This window comes from Imhoffiella purpurea, assembly GCF_000585215.1.
Lineage (GTDB): Bacteria > Pseudomonadota > Gammaproteobacteria > Chromatiales > Chromatiaceae > Imhoffiella > Imhoffiella purpurea.
On sequence record NZ_AONC01000028.1, the window covers coordinates 22,685 to 37,390 of the forward strand.

The 14,706-nt window shown below is 66.0% G+C and carries 14 protein-coding genes; 4 read left to right on the forward strand and 10 right to left on the reverse strand.

Translation table 11 applies throughout. The features are described from left to right. Positions 1-67: 67 nt before the first annotated feature. Together argA and D779_RS09550 are read left to right on the forward strand one after the other, a co-directional pair. On the forward strand, positions 68-1,402 hold the full coding sequence (argA, locus tag D779_RS09545; protein WP_043753120.1) for an amino-acid N-acetyltransferase: 1,335 nt from the start codon (positions 68-70) through the stop codon (positions 1,400-1,402). A gap of 108 nt (positions 1,403-1,510) precedes the next feature. Continuing rightward, entirely contained in the window at positions 1,511-4,978 is a 3,468-nt protein-coding gene (locus D779_RS09550; RefSeq protein WP_043753121.1) for a mechanosensitive ion channel domain-containing protein, read from the forward strand. 138 nt (positions 4,979-5,116) lie between these two features. Here D779_RS09550 and D779_RS09555 read toward each other — a convergent pair whose 3' ends face one another. The 3 genes from D779_RS09555 to D779_RS09565 form a co-directional block, all read right to left on the reverse strand. After that, positions 5,117-5,296, reverse strand: a complete 180-nt coding sequence (locus tag D779_RS09555) for a PA3496 family putative envelope integrity protein (RefSeq protein WP_043753123.1) — start codon at positions 5,294-5,296, stop codon at positions 5,117-5,119. 166 nt (positions 5,297-5,462) lie between these two features. Further along, positions 5,463-6,677, reverse strand: a complete 1,215-nt coding sequence (locus D779_RS09560; protein WP_232424145.1) for a hypothetical protein — start codon at positions 6,675-6,677, stop codon at positions 5,463-5,465. A gap of 1 nt (position 6,678) precedes the next feature. Beyond that, positions 6,679-7,188: a hypothetical protein gene (locus D779_RS09565; RefSeq protein ID WP_081763438.1), complete on the reverse strand. Its 510-nt coding sequence runs from the start codon at positions 7,186-7,188 to the stop codon at positions 6,679-6,681. A 259-nt stretch (positions 7,189-7,447) separates the two neighbouring features. Here D779_RS09565 and ppx point away from each other — a divergent pair, with 259 nt between their 5' ends. After that, positions 7,448-8,968: an exopolyphosphatase gene (gene ppx / locus D779_RS09570; protein ID WP_043753272.1), complete on the forward strand. Its 1,521-nt coding sequence runs from the start codon at positions 7,448-7,450 to the stop codon at positions 8,966-8,968. 145 nt (positions 8,969-9,113) lie between these two features. Continuing rightward, positions 9,114-9,533 (forward strand): SCP2 sterol-binding domain-containing protein, encoded by a 420-nt coding sequence (locus tag D779_RS09575; protein WP_043753274.1) that lies wholly within the window; start codon positions 9,114-9,116, stop codon positions 9,531-9,533. Positions 9,534-9,608: 75 nt separating this feature from the next. Here the strand turns inward: D779_RS09575 and D779_RS09580 are convergent, their stop codons facing one another. The 7 genes from D779_RS09580 to D779_RS09610 form a co-directional block, all read right to left on the reverse strand. After that, positions 9,609-10,376, reverse strand: a complete 768-nt coding sequence (locus D779_RS09580; RefSeq protein WP_043753125.1) for an SDR family NAD(P)-dependent oxidoreductase — start codon at positions 10,374-10,376, stop codon at positions 9,609-9,611. After that, positions 10,376-11,077: an SDR family NAD(P)-dependent oxidoreductase gene (locus D779_RS09585; protein ID WP_043753127.1), complete on the reverse strand. Its 702-nt coding sequence runs from the start codon at positions 11,075-11,077 to the stop codon at positions 10,376-10,378. Before D779_RS09585 ends, D779_RS09580 begins: the two co-directional genes overlap by 1 nt. Positions 11,078-11,115: 38 nt before the next feature. Beyond that, positions 11,116-11,610, reverse strand: a complete 495-nt coding sequence (locus D779_RS09590) for a 6-pyruvoyl trahydropterin synthase family protein (protein ID WP_043753129.1) — start codon at positions 11,608-11,610, stop codon at positions 11,116-11,118. Between the two features lie 118 nt (positions 11,611-11,728). Further along, positions 11,729-12,817, reverse strand: a complete 1,089-nt coding sequence (locus D779_RS09595) for a calcium/sodium antiporter (protein WP_043753131.1) — start codon at positions 12,815-12,817, stop codon at positions 11,729-11,731. A 55-nt stretch (positions 12,818-12,872) separates the two neighbouring features. Next, on the reverse strand, positions 12,873-13,391 hold the full coding sequence (locus D779_RS09600; RefSeq protein ID WP_081763439.1) for a ZrgA family zinc uptake protein: 519 nt from the start codon (positions 13,389-13,391) through the stop codon (positions 12,873-12,875). Next, positions 13,384-13,860 carry a Fur family transcriptional regulator gene (locus tag D779_RS09605; protein WP_052348013.1) on the reverse strand — a complete coding sequence of 159 codons (477 nt, stop codon included), beginning with the start codon at positions 13,858-13,860 and terminating at the stop codon, positions 13,384-13,386. The genes D779_RS09600 and D779_RS09605 overlap by 8 nt, the downstream gene beginning before the upstream one ends. Beyond that, positions 13,857-14,705 carry a metal ABC transporter permease gene (locus tag D779_RS09610; RefSeq protein WP_043753135.1) on the reverse strand — a complete coding sequence of 283 codons (849 nt, stop codon included), beginning with the start codon at positions 14,703-14,705 and terminating at the stop codon, positions 13,857-13,859. Before D779_RS09610 ends, D779_RS09605 begins: the two co-directional genes overlap by 4 nt. Position 14,706: the final 1 nt, after the last annotated feature.

Below are 14,706 nucleotides of genomic sequence, written 5' to 3' on the forward strand. Positions count from 1 at the left end.
GATCGAGTCGTCCAACCCGTCGCGCTCGCCCGCGACACCCCACCGAGGATCAATCAAAGTGTCAGAGATGTCCCCGGCCCCGAGCGCGGCCGGTCAGGGGCGCGATCCCTTCGTCACCTGGGTCCGCCAAGCCACCCCTTACATCCATGCCCACCGTGGCCGTACCTTCGTCATCGCCTTCGGCGGCGAGGCGGTCGCCGACGCGGCCTTTCCCGAGCTGGTTCACGATATCGCCCTGCTGCACGGGCTGGGCATCCGGCTGGTGCTCGTTCACGGCGCCAGGCCCCAGATCGAGGAGCGTCTCAAGGGGGACGGCGCCGAGCTGCGCTACGTCAACGGGCTGCGCGTCACCGACGACCGAGCGCTCGCCTGCGTCAAGGAGGCTGCCGGCTTCGTCCGGGTCGAGATCGAGGCGCTGCTCTCGCTCGGACTGGCCAACTCGCCCATGGCCGGCGTGCGCATCCCGGTCGTGTCGGGCAATTTCGTCACCGCCCGCCCGCAAGGCGTCATCGACGGGATCGACTATCGGCATACCGGCTCGGTGCGCCGCGTCGACCAGCGCACGCTCAGGGCCATTCTCGACCAGGGCAACGTCGCCCTCATGCCCCCGCTCGGCTATTCGCCCACCGGAGAGGTCTTCAACCTGAGCGCGGCCGACGTCGCCTGCAGCACGGCCGCCGCGCTCGGGGCCGACAAGCTCATCTTCCTGACCGAGCAAGGCGATAGCGAGTCGTCGCCGCAGCTGCCGCCCAATCTGCTCACCAGCGAGGTCGATCAGCTGCTCGCCAGCGAGCACGGCCTGCACGAGGAGATCGTCACTTGTCTGCGCGCCGGTGCGGACGCCTGCCGCACCGGGGTACGCCGCGTGCATCTGGTCGGGCGCCGAACCGACGGCGCCCTGCTGCGCGAACTGCTGACCCACGACGGGAGCGGAACCCTCATCTCGGCGGAGCCCTACGAGGAGCTGCGCCCGGCCCGGATCGACGACGTCACCGGCATCCTGGAACTGCTGCGCCCGCTCGAGGAGCGCGGCGTGCTGGTGCGCCGATCGCGCGAGCGACTGGAGACCGAGATCGACCGCTTCACGCTCATCGAGCGCGACGGACTCATCACCGCCTGCGCGGCGCTCTATCCCTATCCGGACGACGGGACGGCCGAACTCGCCTGCCTGGCCGTGCACCTGGACTACCGGGGCGGCCGACGCGGCGACCGGCTGCTGGAACACATGGAGACCCGGGCACGATCGAAAGGGATCGGGAATCTCTTCGTGCTCACCACCCAAACCGCGCACTGGTTCCTGGAGCGCGGCTTCCAGACGGCCGGACCGGACGCACTGCCGATGGAGAAGCAAGCACTCTACAACTTCCAGCGGAATTCCAAGGTATTCATCAAACGACTCTGAGGCGGACATCGAGACGCCACCGTCCGCCCCTATCGACGACGCCGCCCGCAAGATCCGGAAGGCCGTTCGCGCCCGTCCTTGCCCAATGAACCACGCCGACGACCAAACATGCCCGCATCCATCACCCTGAAGCGCCGGAACCCCCTCGCGCACCCGACGATCTGGTTCCTGCTCCTGGCCTGCTCGCTCCTGCCGCCCTCCCCCGGCAGCGCCCAGACGCCCCGGGGCGCGAGCCTCGACACCGCCGTATCCCCCCTGCCCTCGGCCACCCAGTTCGCCGCCAAGCTGGCCGAACTCGATGCCACGACCGGCATGGACGAAAGCCTCAAGTCCAGCCTGACCGAGAACTACCGGCGCGCCCAGTCGAACCTCGAGGATGCCGCCAATTTCGATGCCAAGGCCAGCGAATTCGCCCGATCGCTCAAGACCGCACCCAGGGAGACCGACGCCACGCTGGCCGAACTGGAACGACTCAAGACGCGCACGCGCTCACCGGCCGACGACCTGCCCAAGACACTGGACACCGAGGAGATCCAGCAACGCCAGAACAAGGTCATGGCCGACGTCGCCCTGGAGGAGGCGCGGGCCAGCGAGTTCGAGAAGATGGCCGATACCATCTCGAGTCGGCCGACCACGGCCAGGCAGCGGCTGATCGAGGTCAAGCAGACCCTCGATCAGATCGAGGACGAGCTCAAGCAGCCGCCGGTCTCCGACGAAAGCCCCGAACTCGCCCAGGCACGGCGCTGGGTCGTCGAGACCCAGCGCAAGACGCTCTGGTCGGAAGGCAAGATGCTCGAGCAGGAGCTGCTGAGCCAGCCCGTCCGCGAGGCCCTGTTCAAGGCGAAACGCGACCTGGCGAGCCAGAAGCTGGAGGATTTCAAGGCCAGGCAGCGCCAGCTGGAGGAGATGCAGAGCAAGCGCCGCCAGGCCGCCGCCGAGGCGGCACAGCAGGCCTCCGAGCAGGCACAGCGAGAAGCCGAGGACAAGCACCCGCTGGTACGCTCGCTCACCCAGCAGAACGCCGAGATCAGCGACTCGCTGTCATCCCTGACCAAGGGGCTCGACGGATTCAGCGCCAAGCTCGCCAACATCGAGGCGGAACGCAAGCGCATCGAGGAGGATTTCCGCGGCGCCAAGCAGCGGCTGGAGGCGGTGGGTCTCAGCAAGGCGCTGGGACAGGTTCTGCTCGATCGGCGCAACCAGCTGCCCGATCTGCGCCAGTATCGCGACGACATCGAATCCCGCGAGGACCAGATCGCCGATGCCACGCTGAGTCAGATCCGCTACCGCGAGGAAGAGCGTCAGCTGAGAGACCTCGATCGCTACATCCGCGAACTGACGGCGCACGAGAAATCCGCCCAGCAGCCCCTGGTGCGCAAGCAGCTGAGGGAGACCCTGACCCAGCGCAAGCGTCTGATCGGCCAGGCGCTGGATATCGAGGAGGACTACATCCGTCAGCTCGGCGAGCTCAATTACGCCGCCGAACAGGTCATCATGATCGCGACCAACTACGACGACTTCCTCGCCGAGCGGCTGCTCTGGGTCCGCAGCTCCCCTGCCGTGGGGCTGGACACGCTCATCAACCTCCCGGCGGCGATCGCCTGGCTCGTCTCCCCGGATGGCTGGACCGAGATCGCGCGGACCCTCACCGAGCGCAATCGGCATGCCTTCCTGTTCTGGCTCGGCATCGGCGGCTCGCTCCTCCTCTACTGGAGGGTCCCGAGCCTCAAACGTCGCATTCGCGGGCTCTCCGAACCCCTGCGGCGCATCCGCACCGATCGCTTCCGCTACACCCTGCAGGCCATCGGGCTCAGCCTGCTCGCCTCACTGCCGCTGCCGCTCCTGAGCTGGTCGCTGGGACAGCAACTGGTCTCCTCGGCCAGCTCCACCCCATTCGCGCGCGACTTCGGAACCGCCTTCACCGAGGTCGCCTTCGGGCTCTACTGTTTGCTCGCCTTCCGCATGCTCTGCATGAACGGCGGCGTCGCCGACCGTCACTTCCGCTGGAGCGGCGAGAACCTCCAGCGCATCCGCCGCCATTTCAACTGGTTCAGCATCTTCATCATCCCGGTCTCGCTCATCGCCGTCGCGGTCAGCAACCACAACGACCCGGCCTACAACAGCAGCCTCGCCCGGCTCGCGCTGATCGCCGACATGATCGGCTTCGCGGTCTTCTACGGCCTGCTGCTCAGCCCCGAGCGCGGCATCCTGAAATCGCTCATCGACGAGCATCCGGAGGGCTGGATCAACCGTCTGCGCCATATCTGGCGCCCGCTCATCGTCGGCTCGCCGCTGGCCCTGGCCGCCCTGGCGCTGTTCGGCTACGTCTACACCGCCGTGATCCTCTTCCAGTCGCTGGTGTACCAGACCTGGTTCGCTCTGGGCCTGATCCTGCTGCACCAGTCGATCGTGCGCTGGCTCATCCTCACCCGGCGCCGGCTCGCGCTGCAGGCCGCGCTCGAGCGCCAAGCCGCCCGTCGCGCCCAGGCCGAGACCGAGCGCCCCGAGTCCAGTCCGGCCTCCGAGGTTCAGGGCTTCGAGGAGCCCGAGCCGGACCTGGCGGCCCTGGACGAGCAGACCCGCCGGCTCATCAACGCCTCCGTCTTCATCGGCGCACTCATGGGACTCTGGCTGGCCTGGTCGGACGTGCTGCCGGCCTTCAACCTGTTCGAGCGGATCGAGCTCTGGCACTACAGCGGCGTGATCAACGGCACCGAGCGTCTGATTCCGGTGACGGCAGCCGACGTCGGACTGGTCATGGTGATCATCTTCGTGGCGACCATCGCGGCCAAAAACCTGCCGGCCCTGCTCGAGATCATGCTGCTGCAGAACTCGGCGGTTTCGGCCGGGGCCCGCTATGCGATCAAGACATTGTCGAGCTATTCCATCACCGCCATCGCCTTCCTGCTCGTCTTCAGCACCCTGGGGCTGAGCTGGTCGCAGGTCCAGTGGCTGGTGGCGGCCCTGAGCGTCGGCATCGGCTTCGGACTCCAGGAGATCGTCGCCAACTTCATCAGCGGCCTCATCATCCTCTTCGAGCGTCCGGTCCGTGTCGGCGACATCGTCACCATCGACGGCACCACGGGCGTCGTGACCAATATCCGTATCCGGGCCACGACCATCCGCAACTGGGACAAGCAGGAACTGCTGGTTCCCAACAAGGAGTTCATCACCGGCCGTCTGCTCAACTGGAGCCTGACCGACCAGCAGAACCGCATCACCATCCCGGTCGGAGTGGAATACGGCTGCGACACCAAGAAGGCCCTGGCGATCCTGACCCAGATCGCTGACGAGCACGAGCAGGTCCTCAAGGATCCTGCGCCTCTGGTCAGCTTCGAGTCATTCGGCGACAACGCGCTGACGCTCTTCATGCGCTGCTATCTGAATTCGCTGGACGGACGCATCGGGATCATCAGCGATCTCCACCAGGCGATCTACGACCGCTTCAACGCCGCCGGTATCGGGATCGCCTTCCCGCAGCGGGACGTGCATCTCTCGACGAACTCGCCGCTGGAAATCCGGCTGCAGCGCGCGAGACGCCAGGACATGAACACGACCGAACAGGCGACCACCTGAATTCAGGAGTGATCGAAGGCGCGATCAGCCGAGGGAGCGAGCCTGGAATGACCCGCGATCCGGCGGCGCCGACGGCGCCGCCGTAGAGGCATCGGGTCGATCGTCGTGCCAATCGACCGTCTTCGGATCAATGCGTCCTTAGCCCAATTCGTCGAAGTCGGGATCATCGAGCAGCTCGCGCAAGCGCTTGAGTTCTCGCATGTGCTCGATACGTCGACGCACATCCAGGCTCGCCGCCTGGCTGGGAGGCTCCTGTGTCAGCAGGGGGGGCACGCGCTCGACGATCTCATCGCCATAACTGCTTTCGGGGTCCAGCATCTCCTCTACCTCGGAATGACATGGGTGACAAGCCTATCGATAGGCGGCCGTATAACCGAAATCGGCCGGACTGGGAAGACATCATTTTCGATTCTTACGATCGAATTTCCAGAGTGTGACCCGGGACACCGAACGAAGGACAGGGGCCGCCTGGGTGGCGCGCGGTTCAGAAACGGAAGGCGATCTGAGCGGCGACCAGATTCCAGTCCTTCACCTGACCGGGCAGATAGGGATTCTCGCGCGAAGAGAGGGTGAAGGTGCCGGAATGTCTCTGATATTCGAGACGCAGCATCCAATGCCGATCCAGGTCCCAGCGCAGACCCGCGGTCCAGATCTTGGAGTAGCCCATATGCGCGGGACCCTGTCCTCCGCCGACTCGTGACATGGCCTTGCCGCTACGGTCGGCGCGATCCGCGAAGCCTTCCTCGTATCGCATCATGAGCTCGATCCCGGGGCTCACGCGATAGGCCGCCTGAAGATAGTAGCCCTCCGCGGTCAATCTGCGATCCGGGTAGAGCGCCCCGAAATCGTGCCAGTCGATGGGCTCGCGCATCAATTCGGCGGACAGGGTCCAATCCTCGGCGTCGTATTGGATCGAGGCGATCCAATAGAGGATGTCGAATGAACCCGCCCCCAGGATCGGCGGCGCCGAGGTACGGGGATCGAAGTCGACCGACAGGGAGGCACCGCTGAAACCCAGCCTGAGCCGGTCGCCCGCCGTTGCGAACCAGAGGCTCCAGATCCAGCTGTCCGAACGCGATTCGACATCCCCGGGGAAGTCCCCGTTCAGATAGGCCCATTCGACGTTCTCATCGACCACGGCCCGTCCGTGCAGAACCGAAAGCGACAGACTGCCGAGCCCTGTATAGGCATCGCCGTACAGGACCAAACCGTCCGATGACAGCAGCAGATTGCGGACCTGGTCGAAATACACGACCTGAGGCATGAAGATACCGGGACGTGTGAAGGGCACGTCACGCGTCTCGTTGTAGAGACCGAGCGGATTCTTGATCCGTCCGACACGCAGCCCGAGACGATAATCCGGGGTCGCGGCCGCGCAATAGTCGAGCAGGGCATAATCGAGCGCCGGCTCTCCATCGTACATCTCGCCGGCACGCCGGGCCAGCAACTGCGCGGAGATCAGCAGAGTGGGCGCCGGCCGCAGCGAGACGTTGAGGCCCAGTTCGGAGAAATCGAACGAGGTGTGGGGACTGTCGCCGAAGAAGCGGTTGTCGCTCGTCTTGATTCCGGCAAGGCTGGCGAAACCATGGATCTGCAGATTGTCCCAGTAACCCGTTCCGTCCCCATCCCCGGCATCCGCGCGGACCGAGAGGAAGGGCCAGTTGATCAGGACTCCGATCAACAGGGCACGGTATAACACGTCAATGCACCTCGAGCGGACGCACCCGCCCGTCGTCGGGCTCGGAATGCGCATATCCGATCCCGCCGGCGGTCGAGGCCACGCGCTCGATCATCTCCTGCTCGCTTCCGACCAGTATCGGCGCCTGCCCCGTTCCCGAATACACCTGTCTGTCCCAGACACGTCTGAGCTGATAGGGATAGAGACCCAGCACCGACTTGACGAACTCTCGATGCAACAGGTTCGAATCCGGCAGCACGAAGACCTTCACCGGCATCCCGTTGGGCCAGAGCTGCAGACGCCCGGTGAAATAGAGCAGGGCCTCGTTGCGCGTCAGGGCGACATCGGGCAGGGAGCCATTGACGATGAGTTCCTGGGCCATCAGGGGCGCAGAACACAGATAAAGCGCCAGGAACAGTGGAACCAGGCACGGACTGCAGGGCTGCAGACGACCATCCCCCAGATGCCCCGGATCGCGACCGGAATGCCATGCATCGTCCCGGTCCTGTTTCGCGACGCGCTCCACGGTCATCGACACTCTCGTTTAAGTTGCGGCCAAGGATCATGAAGTCGCGATCGAAGATCAGGGCGAGCAACCGCGGAGACTTGGGGTGAACGGCCTCCCGCCCAGCGAACACGATGACAAGGCATCCATGATCGATCGAACGATCATCAGATTCTCACTATAGCCGGAGCGAGCCAAAGGGCAATAGCCTCCGCCAAGGGCCGAGCGGCCGGATTCTGGTACCATTCGCATCCGCCTCAAGTCTCCATTGCCGGTTTCCATGTCCATGCCTGAAGAATCCATCCAGGCGGCCGAAGACAGACTGCCCGAGATCGTGGCCGCAGTCGACCTCGGCTCCAACAGCTTCCATATGATCGTCGCCCGCATCGACCGGGGACACATGCAGGTCACCGACCGCCTCAAGGAGATGGTCAGGCTCGGCGAGGGTCTGACCGAGGACAAATCGCTCTCGCCCGAGGTCGCCGAGCGGGCGCTCGCCTGCCTGGAGCGTTTCGGCCAGCGTCTGCGCGAATTCCCTCCCGGCAGCGTCCGCGCCGTGGGTACCAATACGCTGCGCCAGATCCGTCCCGAATCCGAGTTCGTCGAACGCGCCGAGGCCGCGCTCGGACATCCGATCGACGTCATCGCCGGCCGCGAGGAGGCGCGTCTCATCTATCTCGGCGTCGCCCACGGTCTGGCGGCGGGAGCCGAACGACGCCTGGTGGTCGACATCGGCGGCGGCAGCACGGAGATCATCATCGGCCTGGGCTTCTCGCCACGGCTGCGCGAAAGCCTGCACATGGGCTGCGTCAGCATGTCGCAACGCCATTTCGCCGACGGGCGCATCACCGCCAAAGCCATGCACAAGGCCGAGCTGACCGGGGCGCTCGAGGTCAGACCGGTCCGCGAGCTGTTCCGGCGCGCACGCTGGCAGAAGGCGGTCGGAAGCTCGGGCACCATCCGCACCATCGCCTCGGTGGTCAAGGGCGAGGGCTGGTGCGACGACGGCATCTCGGCCGAATCGCTGTCCCGTCTGCGCGACGCGCTCGTCGAGACGGGCAAGCTCTCGTCGCTGAGCTTCAAGGGCCTCACGGACGAGCGCAAGCCGGTCTTCGCCGGTGGGGTCGCCGTGCTGCGTTCGGTATTCGAGTCGCTGGGGATCGAGCACATGCAGGTCTCGGACTATGCACTGCGCGAGGGCGTCATCTACGAGATGATGGGGCGTCATCAGCACGAGGACGTGCGCGAGCGCACCGTCGCCACCCTCTGCCGCCAATTCCAGATCGACCAGGAGCACGGCCAGCGCGTCCAGGCGACCGCCCGGGTGCTGCTGCGCCAGCTGACCGCCCCCTGGCAGCTGTTCGAGCCCGAGCATCAGCTCATGCTCTCCTGGGCCGCCAGGCTGCACGAGATCGGGGTCATGGTCGCCCACAGCCAATACCAGAAGCACGGCGCCTATCTGCTGCGCAACGCCGACCTGCCGGGCTTCACCCGCCAGGAGCAAAGCATGCTCGCCGCACTGGTGCTGGGCCACAGACGCAAGTTCCCGGTACAGGATTTCGCCAATCTTCCCGAGGGCGACCGCGAGCCGGCCCGCCGGCTCTGCGTCATCCTGCGCCTGGCTGTCCTCATGCACCGCGGCCGCTCGGCGGACAACAAGCCCAACCCGAACCTGGTCGCGGATGGCGACGAACTGCAGCTCGGTTTCCCGGACGACTGGCTGGCCCAGCATCCGCTCACCCAGCTCGAACTCGAACAGGAGGCCGAGCGCCTGTCGGCCGCGGGGATCCGGCTGAGCTTCGTATGACGCACGCCCAAACCATATGATTTTCCACATATCCTGATAGAATCCGGGGTCTCGCGAGGATCAGCCCCGCGAAGGCAAGACGGATTCCACACGGCCGGCGCCATCCAGGCGCCGGCCTTTCGCCGAAAGATTGGAGGATCAACCCATGGCTGCACTCTTTTCCGATGCTTGGATGAAACAGCTCAAGGACGCCTGGAACGCCGAACCAGAGGTCAGGGACACGCTCGCCGAGATCGATTTCAATTCGGTGATCTACTGCGGATTCAAGGACGAGGAGAACCCGCGCGGCGTCTTCGTCGTCGAGAAGGGCGAATGCGTCCGTGCCGGCGACTGGTCCGAAAGCGACCCGCCAGCGAATTGGGACATGCGCGCCGACATGAAGGACTGGCTGAAGTGGGTCGAGAACGGCATCGGCATGACCGGCATGGGTGCCGCCTTCATGACCGGCAAGCTCAAGTTCAAGGTCGGCGACTACAAGGCCATGATCAAGGATCCGCGCATGGCCAACCCCTTCGTCAAGAGCTTCGGCCTGATGCAGCAGCTCGACACCGACGAGGTCAAGTAGAACCTCTCCGCGTTCGACGCGAGACCCGCCGCCGGCGGGTCTTTTCGTTTCAGCCGCCAGCTGGCAACCGGCACTTCAGCCCAAGGCGTATCCGGCATCCACGCCGAGCGTGGCGCCCGTCACCAGCCGCGCACCGGACGAGGCGAGGAAGAGCACCGCCGCAGCGACGTCGGCCGGCGTCACCGGCTGCCGGCCGAGGAGGTGGCGCCGCTCCACCAGGTCCCGCATCAGATCGGTCGCCCCGCCCCACATCTCCGATTCGACCACGCCGGGCGCGACCCCATTGACCCGAATCCCTCTCGGCCCCAGGGCCATGGCGAGGCGCTGCGTCAGCATGTCCAGTCCGGCCTTGCTCACCGAATAGCTGGTGGAGGTACAGGTCGCGAACGGATGCCGCGCGCAGGCCGAGGAGAGGTTGACGATCACCGGGGCCTGACTCGACTCCAGCAAGGGGGCGCATGCCTGAGCCATGGCGAATGGTGCGACCAGATTGACCTCCAGGGTCGCACGCCAATGATCGAGGCTCTCTTCCAGGGTGCCGGAGCCGAGAATGACGCCGGCATTGTTGACCAGGACATCGAGCCGTCCCCGATCGAGGGAGAGGGCATCGACCCATGCGGCACGGAAATCGGCATCGGCGATGTCGCCCCTGGAGACCACCAGCCGGCCCTCGGCCACGGCCTCGGGCCAGTTTGCAATCAGCCTGTCCACCTTGTCGGCATCCCGTCCGCAGCTGTAGACCCGATCGCCCGCCTCCAGAAAGGCCGCGACCAGCCCCTCCCCGATCCCAGAGGTGCCGCCGGTGACGCAGACGATCCGCTCGCACTCGACTCCGCTCGTCATCAGCGCTCCCGCTGTCCGAGATTGGCGTGGATGACGGCCCCGTTGAGCACGGGCGACTGGGCGGCGAAGGCGACCGTCTCGGCGATCTCCTCGGGCTCGATCAGTCGGCCGAAGGCCGACATGGATTCGATCGCGGCCAGCGTCTCCGGGCTCTCGCCAATCAATCCGCGCAGCTGCTCGGTATCGGTGAAACCGGGACAGACCATGCAGGTATGCACGCCACGACCGGCCAGATCCTGACAGGTCGCCCGCATCATGCCGACCAGGGCGTGCTTGGCGATCACATAGCTGGCGACGCCCGGCACGGCCTTCTCGGCCAGGGTCGACCCTATGTAGAGGACGCTGGATCCGGACGACATCTGCGGCAGCACTATCTGGTTCAGCGCATTGGCCGCCAGGATATTGAGTTCGAGCACCTGGCGCAGATCCGCACCCGAGAGCTCATCGATACGGTCGGAGCGCATGGCCGAGGCATTGTGGACCAGACAGAGACGTCCGGCGGCGGCGACCCGCTCCAGCAGGGACTCGCGCAGCGCCTCGGCCGCTCCAGGCTCGGAGAGATCGCAGGAGAGGCTGTCCACGCCCGGATCCGGACTCGGTCGACGCGACACATTGATCACGCCCCAGCCGTCGACCAGGAAGCGCGTGGCGATGGCGCGCCCGATCCCCGAAGTGGCGCCAGTGATGATCAGATAATTCATAGGATTGAACGGCTCGAATATGGGTCGGATGAGGGGGATCAGTCGGACTCCCAGCAGGCATAGGCCCATTGGCCCGCCCCCGAGGAGACGCCGAGCTCCATGCAGCGGATGCCCCGATCCGCGATCTCGATACGGTCCCGAAGCCGGGTCAGGAGCAATGGGGCCAGCTCCTCGATGGTGACGTTGCGCACCGGCAGCAGCAGGACATCGCGCTCCAGGAAGCCGATGCGCTCGTCGGCGAACAGGGCGATCACCTGCCCCTCCTGGTGCTCGAGACGCAGATGGGGCGAAAGCTCGGGCAGCAGGACACGCTCGTCAAGCGCATCGCAAAGCTCGCGCAGGATGCGTTTGAGGACCACATAGTCGAAGGCCATGCCGTCCGCACCCACGTGCGCGGAGACGCTGCAGCGAACCTGGAAATTGTGCCCGTGCAGATTCTCGCGTTCGCTGGCCGAAAAGATAGTGAAGTGGCCGGCGCTGAAATTGAGATAGTCCTTGCTGATCTCGATGCGGGTCAGGGTCTGGTCAGCCAATTGCGGTCTCCGGATTCTTTTTATGCAGCACCTTCTGCTCGGCTGCTGTTGCGTCCATGTCGGGAATGTGGGGCCAGGCGCCTCTATAACACCCGAGTCGGCCCGCGGCCAACGCCGGTCAGTCCGAAAAGCGGCGACGCAGCAGCGGATAGACGGCGACCGTCATTGCGATCAGGGTCAATGGAAAGGCAACGCCCAGCATGCCCATCTCGAACGTCTGCCTGAAGGGCGACTGGGTCGCCCGCAGGACCACATAGATCAGATAGCAGATGAAATATGCCAGAAAGACCGCGCCCGTCCGACGGCCGACGCGCCCGGCCACGAAGGCCGGAATGCAGGCGAGCGTGGTCAGGATCATGATCGGCAGATCCAGCTTCAGTACCGCCCGCAGCACCGGAATGCCGCTGGGCGAGGTTGCCGCGCCGATTCCCAGCACGGCGAGCAGGTTGAACAGATTGCTCCCGATCAGGTTGCCGACCGCGATGTCACGATGCCCGCGCAGACCGGCGATGACGGAGGTGACCACCTCGGGCAGTGAGGTGCCCACGGCCACCAGGGTCAGACCCACGACCAGTTCACCGACCCCCAGAACCCGGGCGATGTCGACCGCCCCCATCACCAGCAGACGCCCCCCCATCGCCAGCAGGACCAGACCGACCAGCAGTCGCGCCAGCTCGCGCAGCAGGACCATGGCCCCCGGAGGATCGAGCGCGCCGCCCGCGGACACGAGTGGCTCCAGCGCCTCGCGCCGCCCCTGACGCACCGACCAGACCAGATAGCCGAACAGCAGGAGACACAGCAACAGCCCGTCCCAGTGCCCGATCCGGCGATCCAGGGCGAGCAGCCAAACCCCGGCCGAGGCCAGGATCACCAGCGGCAGATCGATGCGCCGCACCCGCTCGTGCACCACCAGGGGAGAGACCAGGGCGGCGACCCCCAGGACCAGCAGGATGTTGGCGATGTTGCTGCCGACGACGTTGCCGACGGCCAGATCGGCGGCATCCGCCCACACCGACTGGACGGTCACCGCCAGCTCGGGCGCGCTGGTTCCGAAGGCCACCACCGTCAGACCGACCACCAGCGGACTGATCCGCATCGCCGCGGCCAGCGCCGCCGCGGCGCGCACTAGGATCTCGCCCCCGCCGACCAGACCGAGAAAGCCGATCAGGATCAGTGACGAGGAAACCAGCACATCGAGCATCGACATCCCCTATCCCCGTGGCATCGATCGCGCCACGGCGAGAGATACCGCAGGCGCTGGATCAGAAAGGTACGAAATCGACCACTGGGTGTCCCTGGGTCAGCTCCGCGCCGCCCCGGCCTTCGCCGGTGCTGTAGCGTACCAGCACTCGCTCCAGGGCCGGAAACCCCATGAAGAAGCCGAGCGCCACCGAGTCCAGGTGCTCGGGGTGCAGACACTCGAACCGATAGACGACCCGGATCTCGTCAGCGACGCCGGCACCGCCCGCCGCATCGCCCCCGAACTCGACATCGGCCTGACGGCAGTCCGCCTGAGTGTCGAAGCGCATCATGCCGGCACCGTTGCGCAGGTTATCGCGCGCCAGCCCGAGCGTGTCGCGCTCGTCCGCCGTGCGCGCGGCCCCGGGAAACCCCACCAGGGTCGCCCGCGGGGCGCGAAAACGGGCCGACACCCTCGGGCCCTCGATCTCGATCGAGAGCATGGCCATCCCCTGCGGCAGGGACTGGGCCGCGGCTGCGGCATTCGCCAAGAAGATCGGCAGCCAGGCAAGCGGACCAACCGCTCGAGAGACATCAGTCATTCCGACATCCCCCCTCCTCCGCGCAGCGGGCACAGGTCCCCAGCACCTCCACCACCCGCCGCTCGGGAACGAAACCCGTCGCGCTGGCCGCCGAGAGCAGGCTCTCGCAGATTCCCCGGTCCTCGAGCTCGGTCACCAGGCCGCAACTTCGGCAGATCAGGAACTGACCCGAGTGCGGATGATCCGGATGCCGGCAGCCGACGAAGGCGTGCAGACTCTCCAGCTTGTGTACCAGGCCCTGCTCGAGCAGGAAGTCCAGCGCCCGATAGACGGTCGGCGGCGCCAGCGACCGCGAGCCGTCGCGCATCGCCTCCAGGATCTCGTAGGCCCCCAATGGCCGCGCAGACGCGCAGAGGATCGCCAGCACGCGCCGACGCTGCGGCGTCAGGCGAACGCCGCGCCTCAAGCAAAGCGCATCGGCGCGCTCCAAGGAGCCTTTGCCCGCCTGGCAGCCCCCCTCCTTCTTCATACCGACCTCGCCCGCCGCGTCGCCATCCGCCTGCGCAGCAGACGGCTCGTCAAGGCCGAGAGCACATAGGCCCCGCCGGCGATCAGGATCATGGTCGGGCCGGCCGGCAGATCCGGGCCGTAAGACAGCGCCAGACCGAGCGAGGTGAAGACCGCGCCCAGCAGTGTCGCGACCAGCATCATGCCCCCCAAGGAATGCACGTAATGGCTGGCGATCGCGGCCGGCAGCGTCAGCAATGCGATCACCAGGATCAGACCCACCACCTGGATCAGCAGAACCACGGTGACCGCGACCAGACAGAGCAGCAGCAGATAGAAGAAGGCCACGGGCACGCCGCGCAGCCGGGCGAATTCCTCGTCGAAGGTGATGGCAAGAAACTGACGATAGAAGAGCGCCACGGTCAGCACCAGGACCAGATCCAGGCCCGCCATCAGCCAGAGCTCGCCCGCCGGCACCAGCAGGATGTTGCCGAACAGGAAGCTCATGAGATCGGCCGCATACCCGGGCGTCTTGGCGATGAAGAGGATGCCGACCGCCATGCCGATCGCCCAGAGCGCACCGATCAGGGTGTCCTCCTGGGTCTTCCAGGCGAGCCGCACCGCGCCGATCAGCAGGGCCGAGAGGATGGCCGCGATCAGGGCGCCGAGAAAGGGATCGAGACCGAAATAGAGCGCCGCCCCCATGCCGCCCAGCACCGAATGGGCGATGCCGCCGGCCATGAAGGCGATGCGCTTGATCACCACGAAGGTGCCGATCACGCCGCAGCCGACGCTCGCCAGCAGACCGGCGATCAGTGCGGTTTGGAGGAAGGCGTAATCGCCGAGAGCGGAGAGGAATGCGCCCATG

Bases quoted from the DNA above. Each gene is read 5' to 3' on its own strand.
- argA (WP_043753120.1), top strand. From the start codon at position 68: ATGTCCCCGGCCCCGAGCGCGGCCGGTCAGGGGCGCGATCCCTTCGTC.
- D779_RS09550 (WP_043753121.1), top strand. From the start codon at position 1,511: ATGCCCGCATCCATCACCCTGAAGCGCCGGAACCCCCTCGCGCACCCG.
- D779_RS09555 (WP_043753123.1), bottom strand. From the start codon at position 5,296: ATGCTGGACCCCGAAAGCAGTTATGGCGATGAGATCGTCGAGCGCGTG.
- D779_RS09565 (WP_081763438.1), bottom strand. From the start codon at position 7,188: ATGACCGTGGAGCGCGTCGCGAAACAGGACCGGGACGATGCATGGCAT.
- ppx (WP_043753272.1), top strand. From the start codon at position 7,448: ATGCCTGAAGAATCCATCCAGGCGGCCGAAGACAGACTGCCCGAGATC.
- D779_RS09575 (WP_043753274.1), top strand. From the start codon at position 9,114: ATGGCTGCACTCTTTTCCGATGCTTGGATGAAACAGCTCAAGGACGCC.
- D779_RS09580 (WP_043753125.1), bottom strand. From the start codon at position 10,376: ATGACGAGCGGAGTCGAGTGCGAGCGGATCGTCTGCGTCACCGGCGGC.
- D779_RS09585 (WP_043753127.1), bottom strand. From the start codon at position 11,077: ATGAATTATCTGATCATCACTGGCGCCACTTCGGGGATCGGGCGCGCC.
- D779_RS09595 (WP_043753131.1), bottom strand. From the start codon at position 12,817: ATGTCGATGCTCGATGTGCTGGTTTCCTCGTCACTGATCCTGATCGGC.
- D779_RS09600 (WP_081763439.1), bottom strand. From the start codon at position 13,391: ATGACTGATGTCTCTCGAGCGGTTGGTCCGCTTGCCTGGCTGCCGATC.
- D779_RS09605 (WP_052348013.1), bottom strand. From the start codon at position 13,860: ATGAAGAAGGAGGGGGGCTGCCAGGCGGGCAAAGGCTCCTTGGAGCGC.
- D779_RS09610 (WP_043753135.1), bottom strand. From the start codon at position 14,705: ATGGGCGCATTCCTCTCCGCTCTCGGCGATTACGCCTTCCTCCAAACC.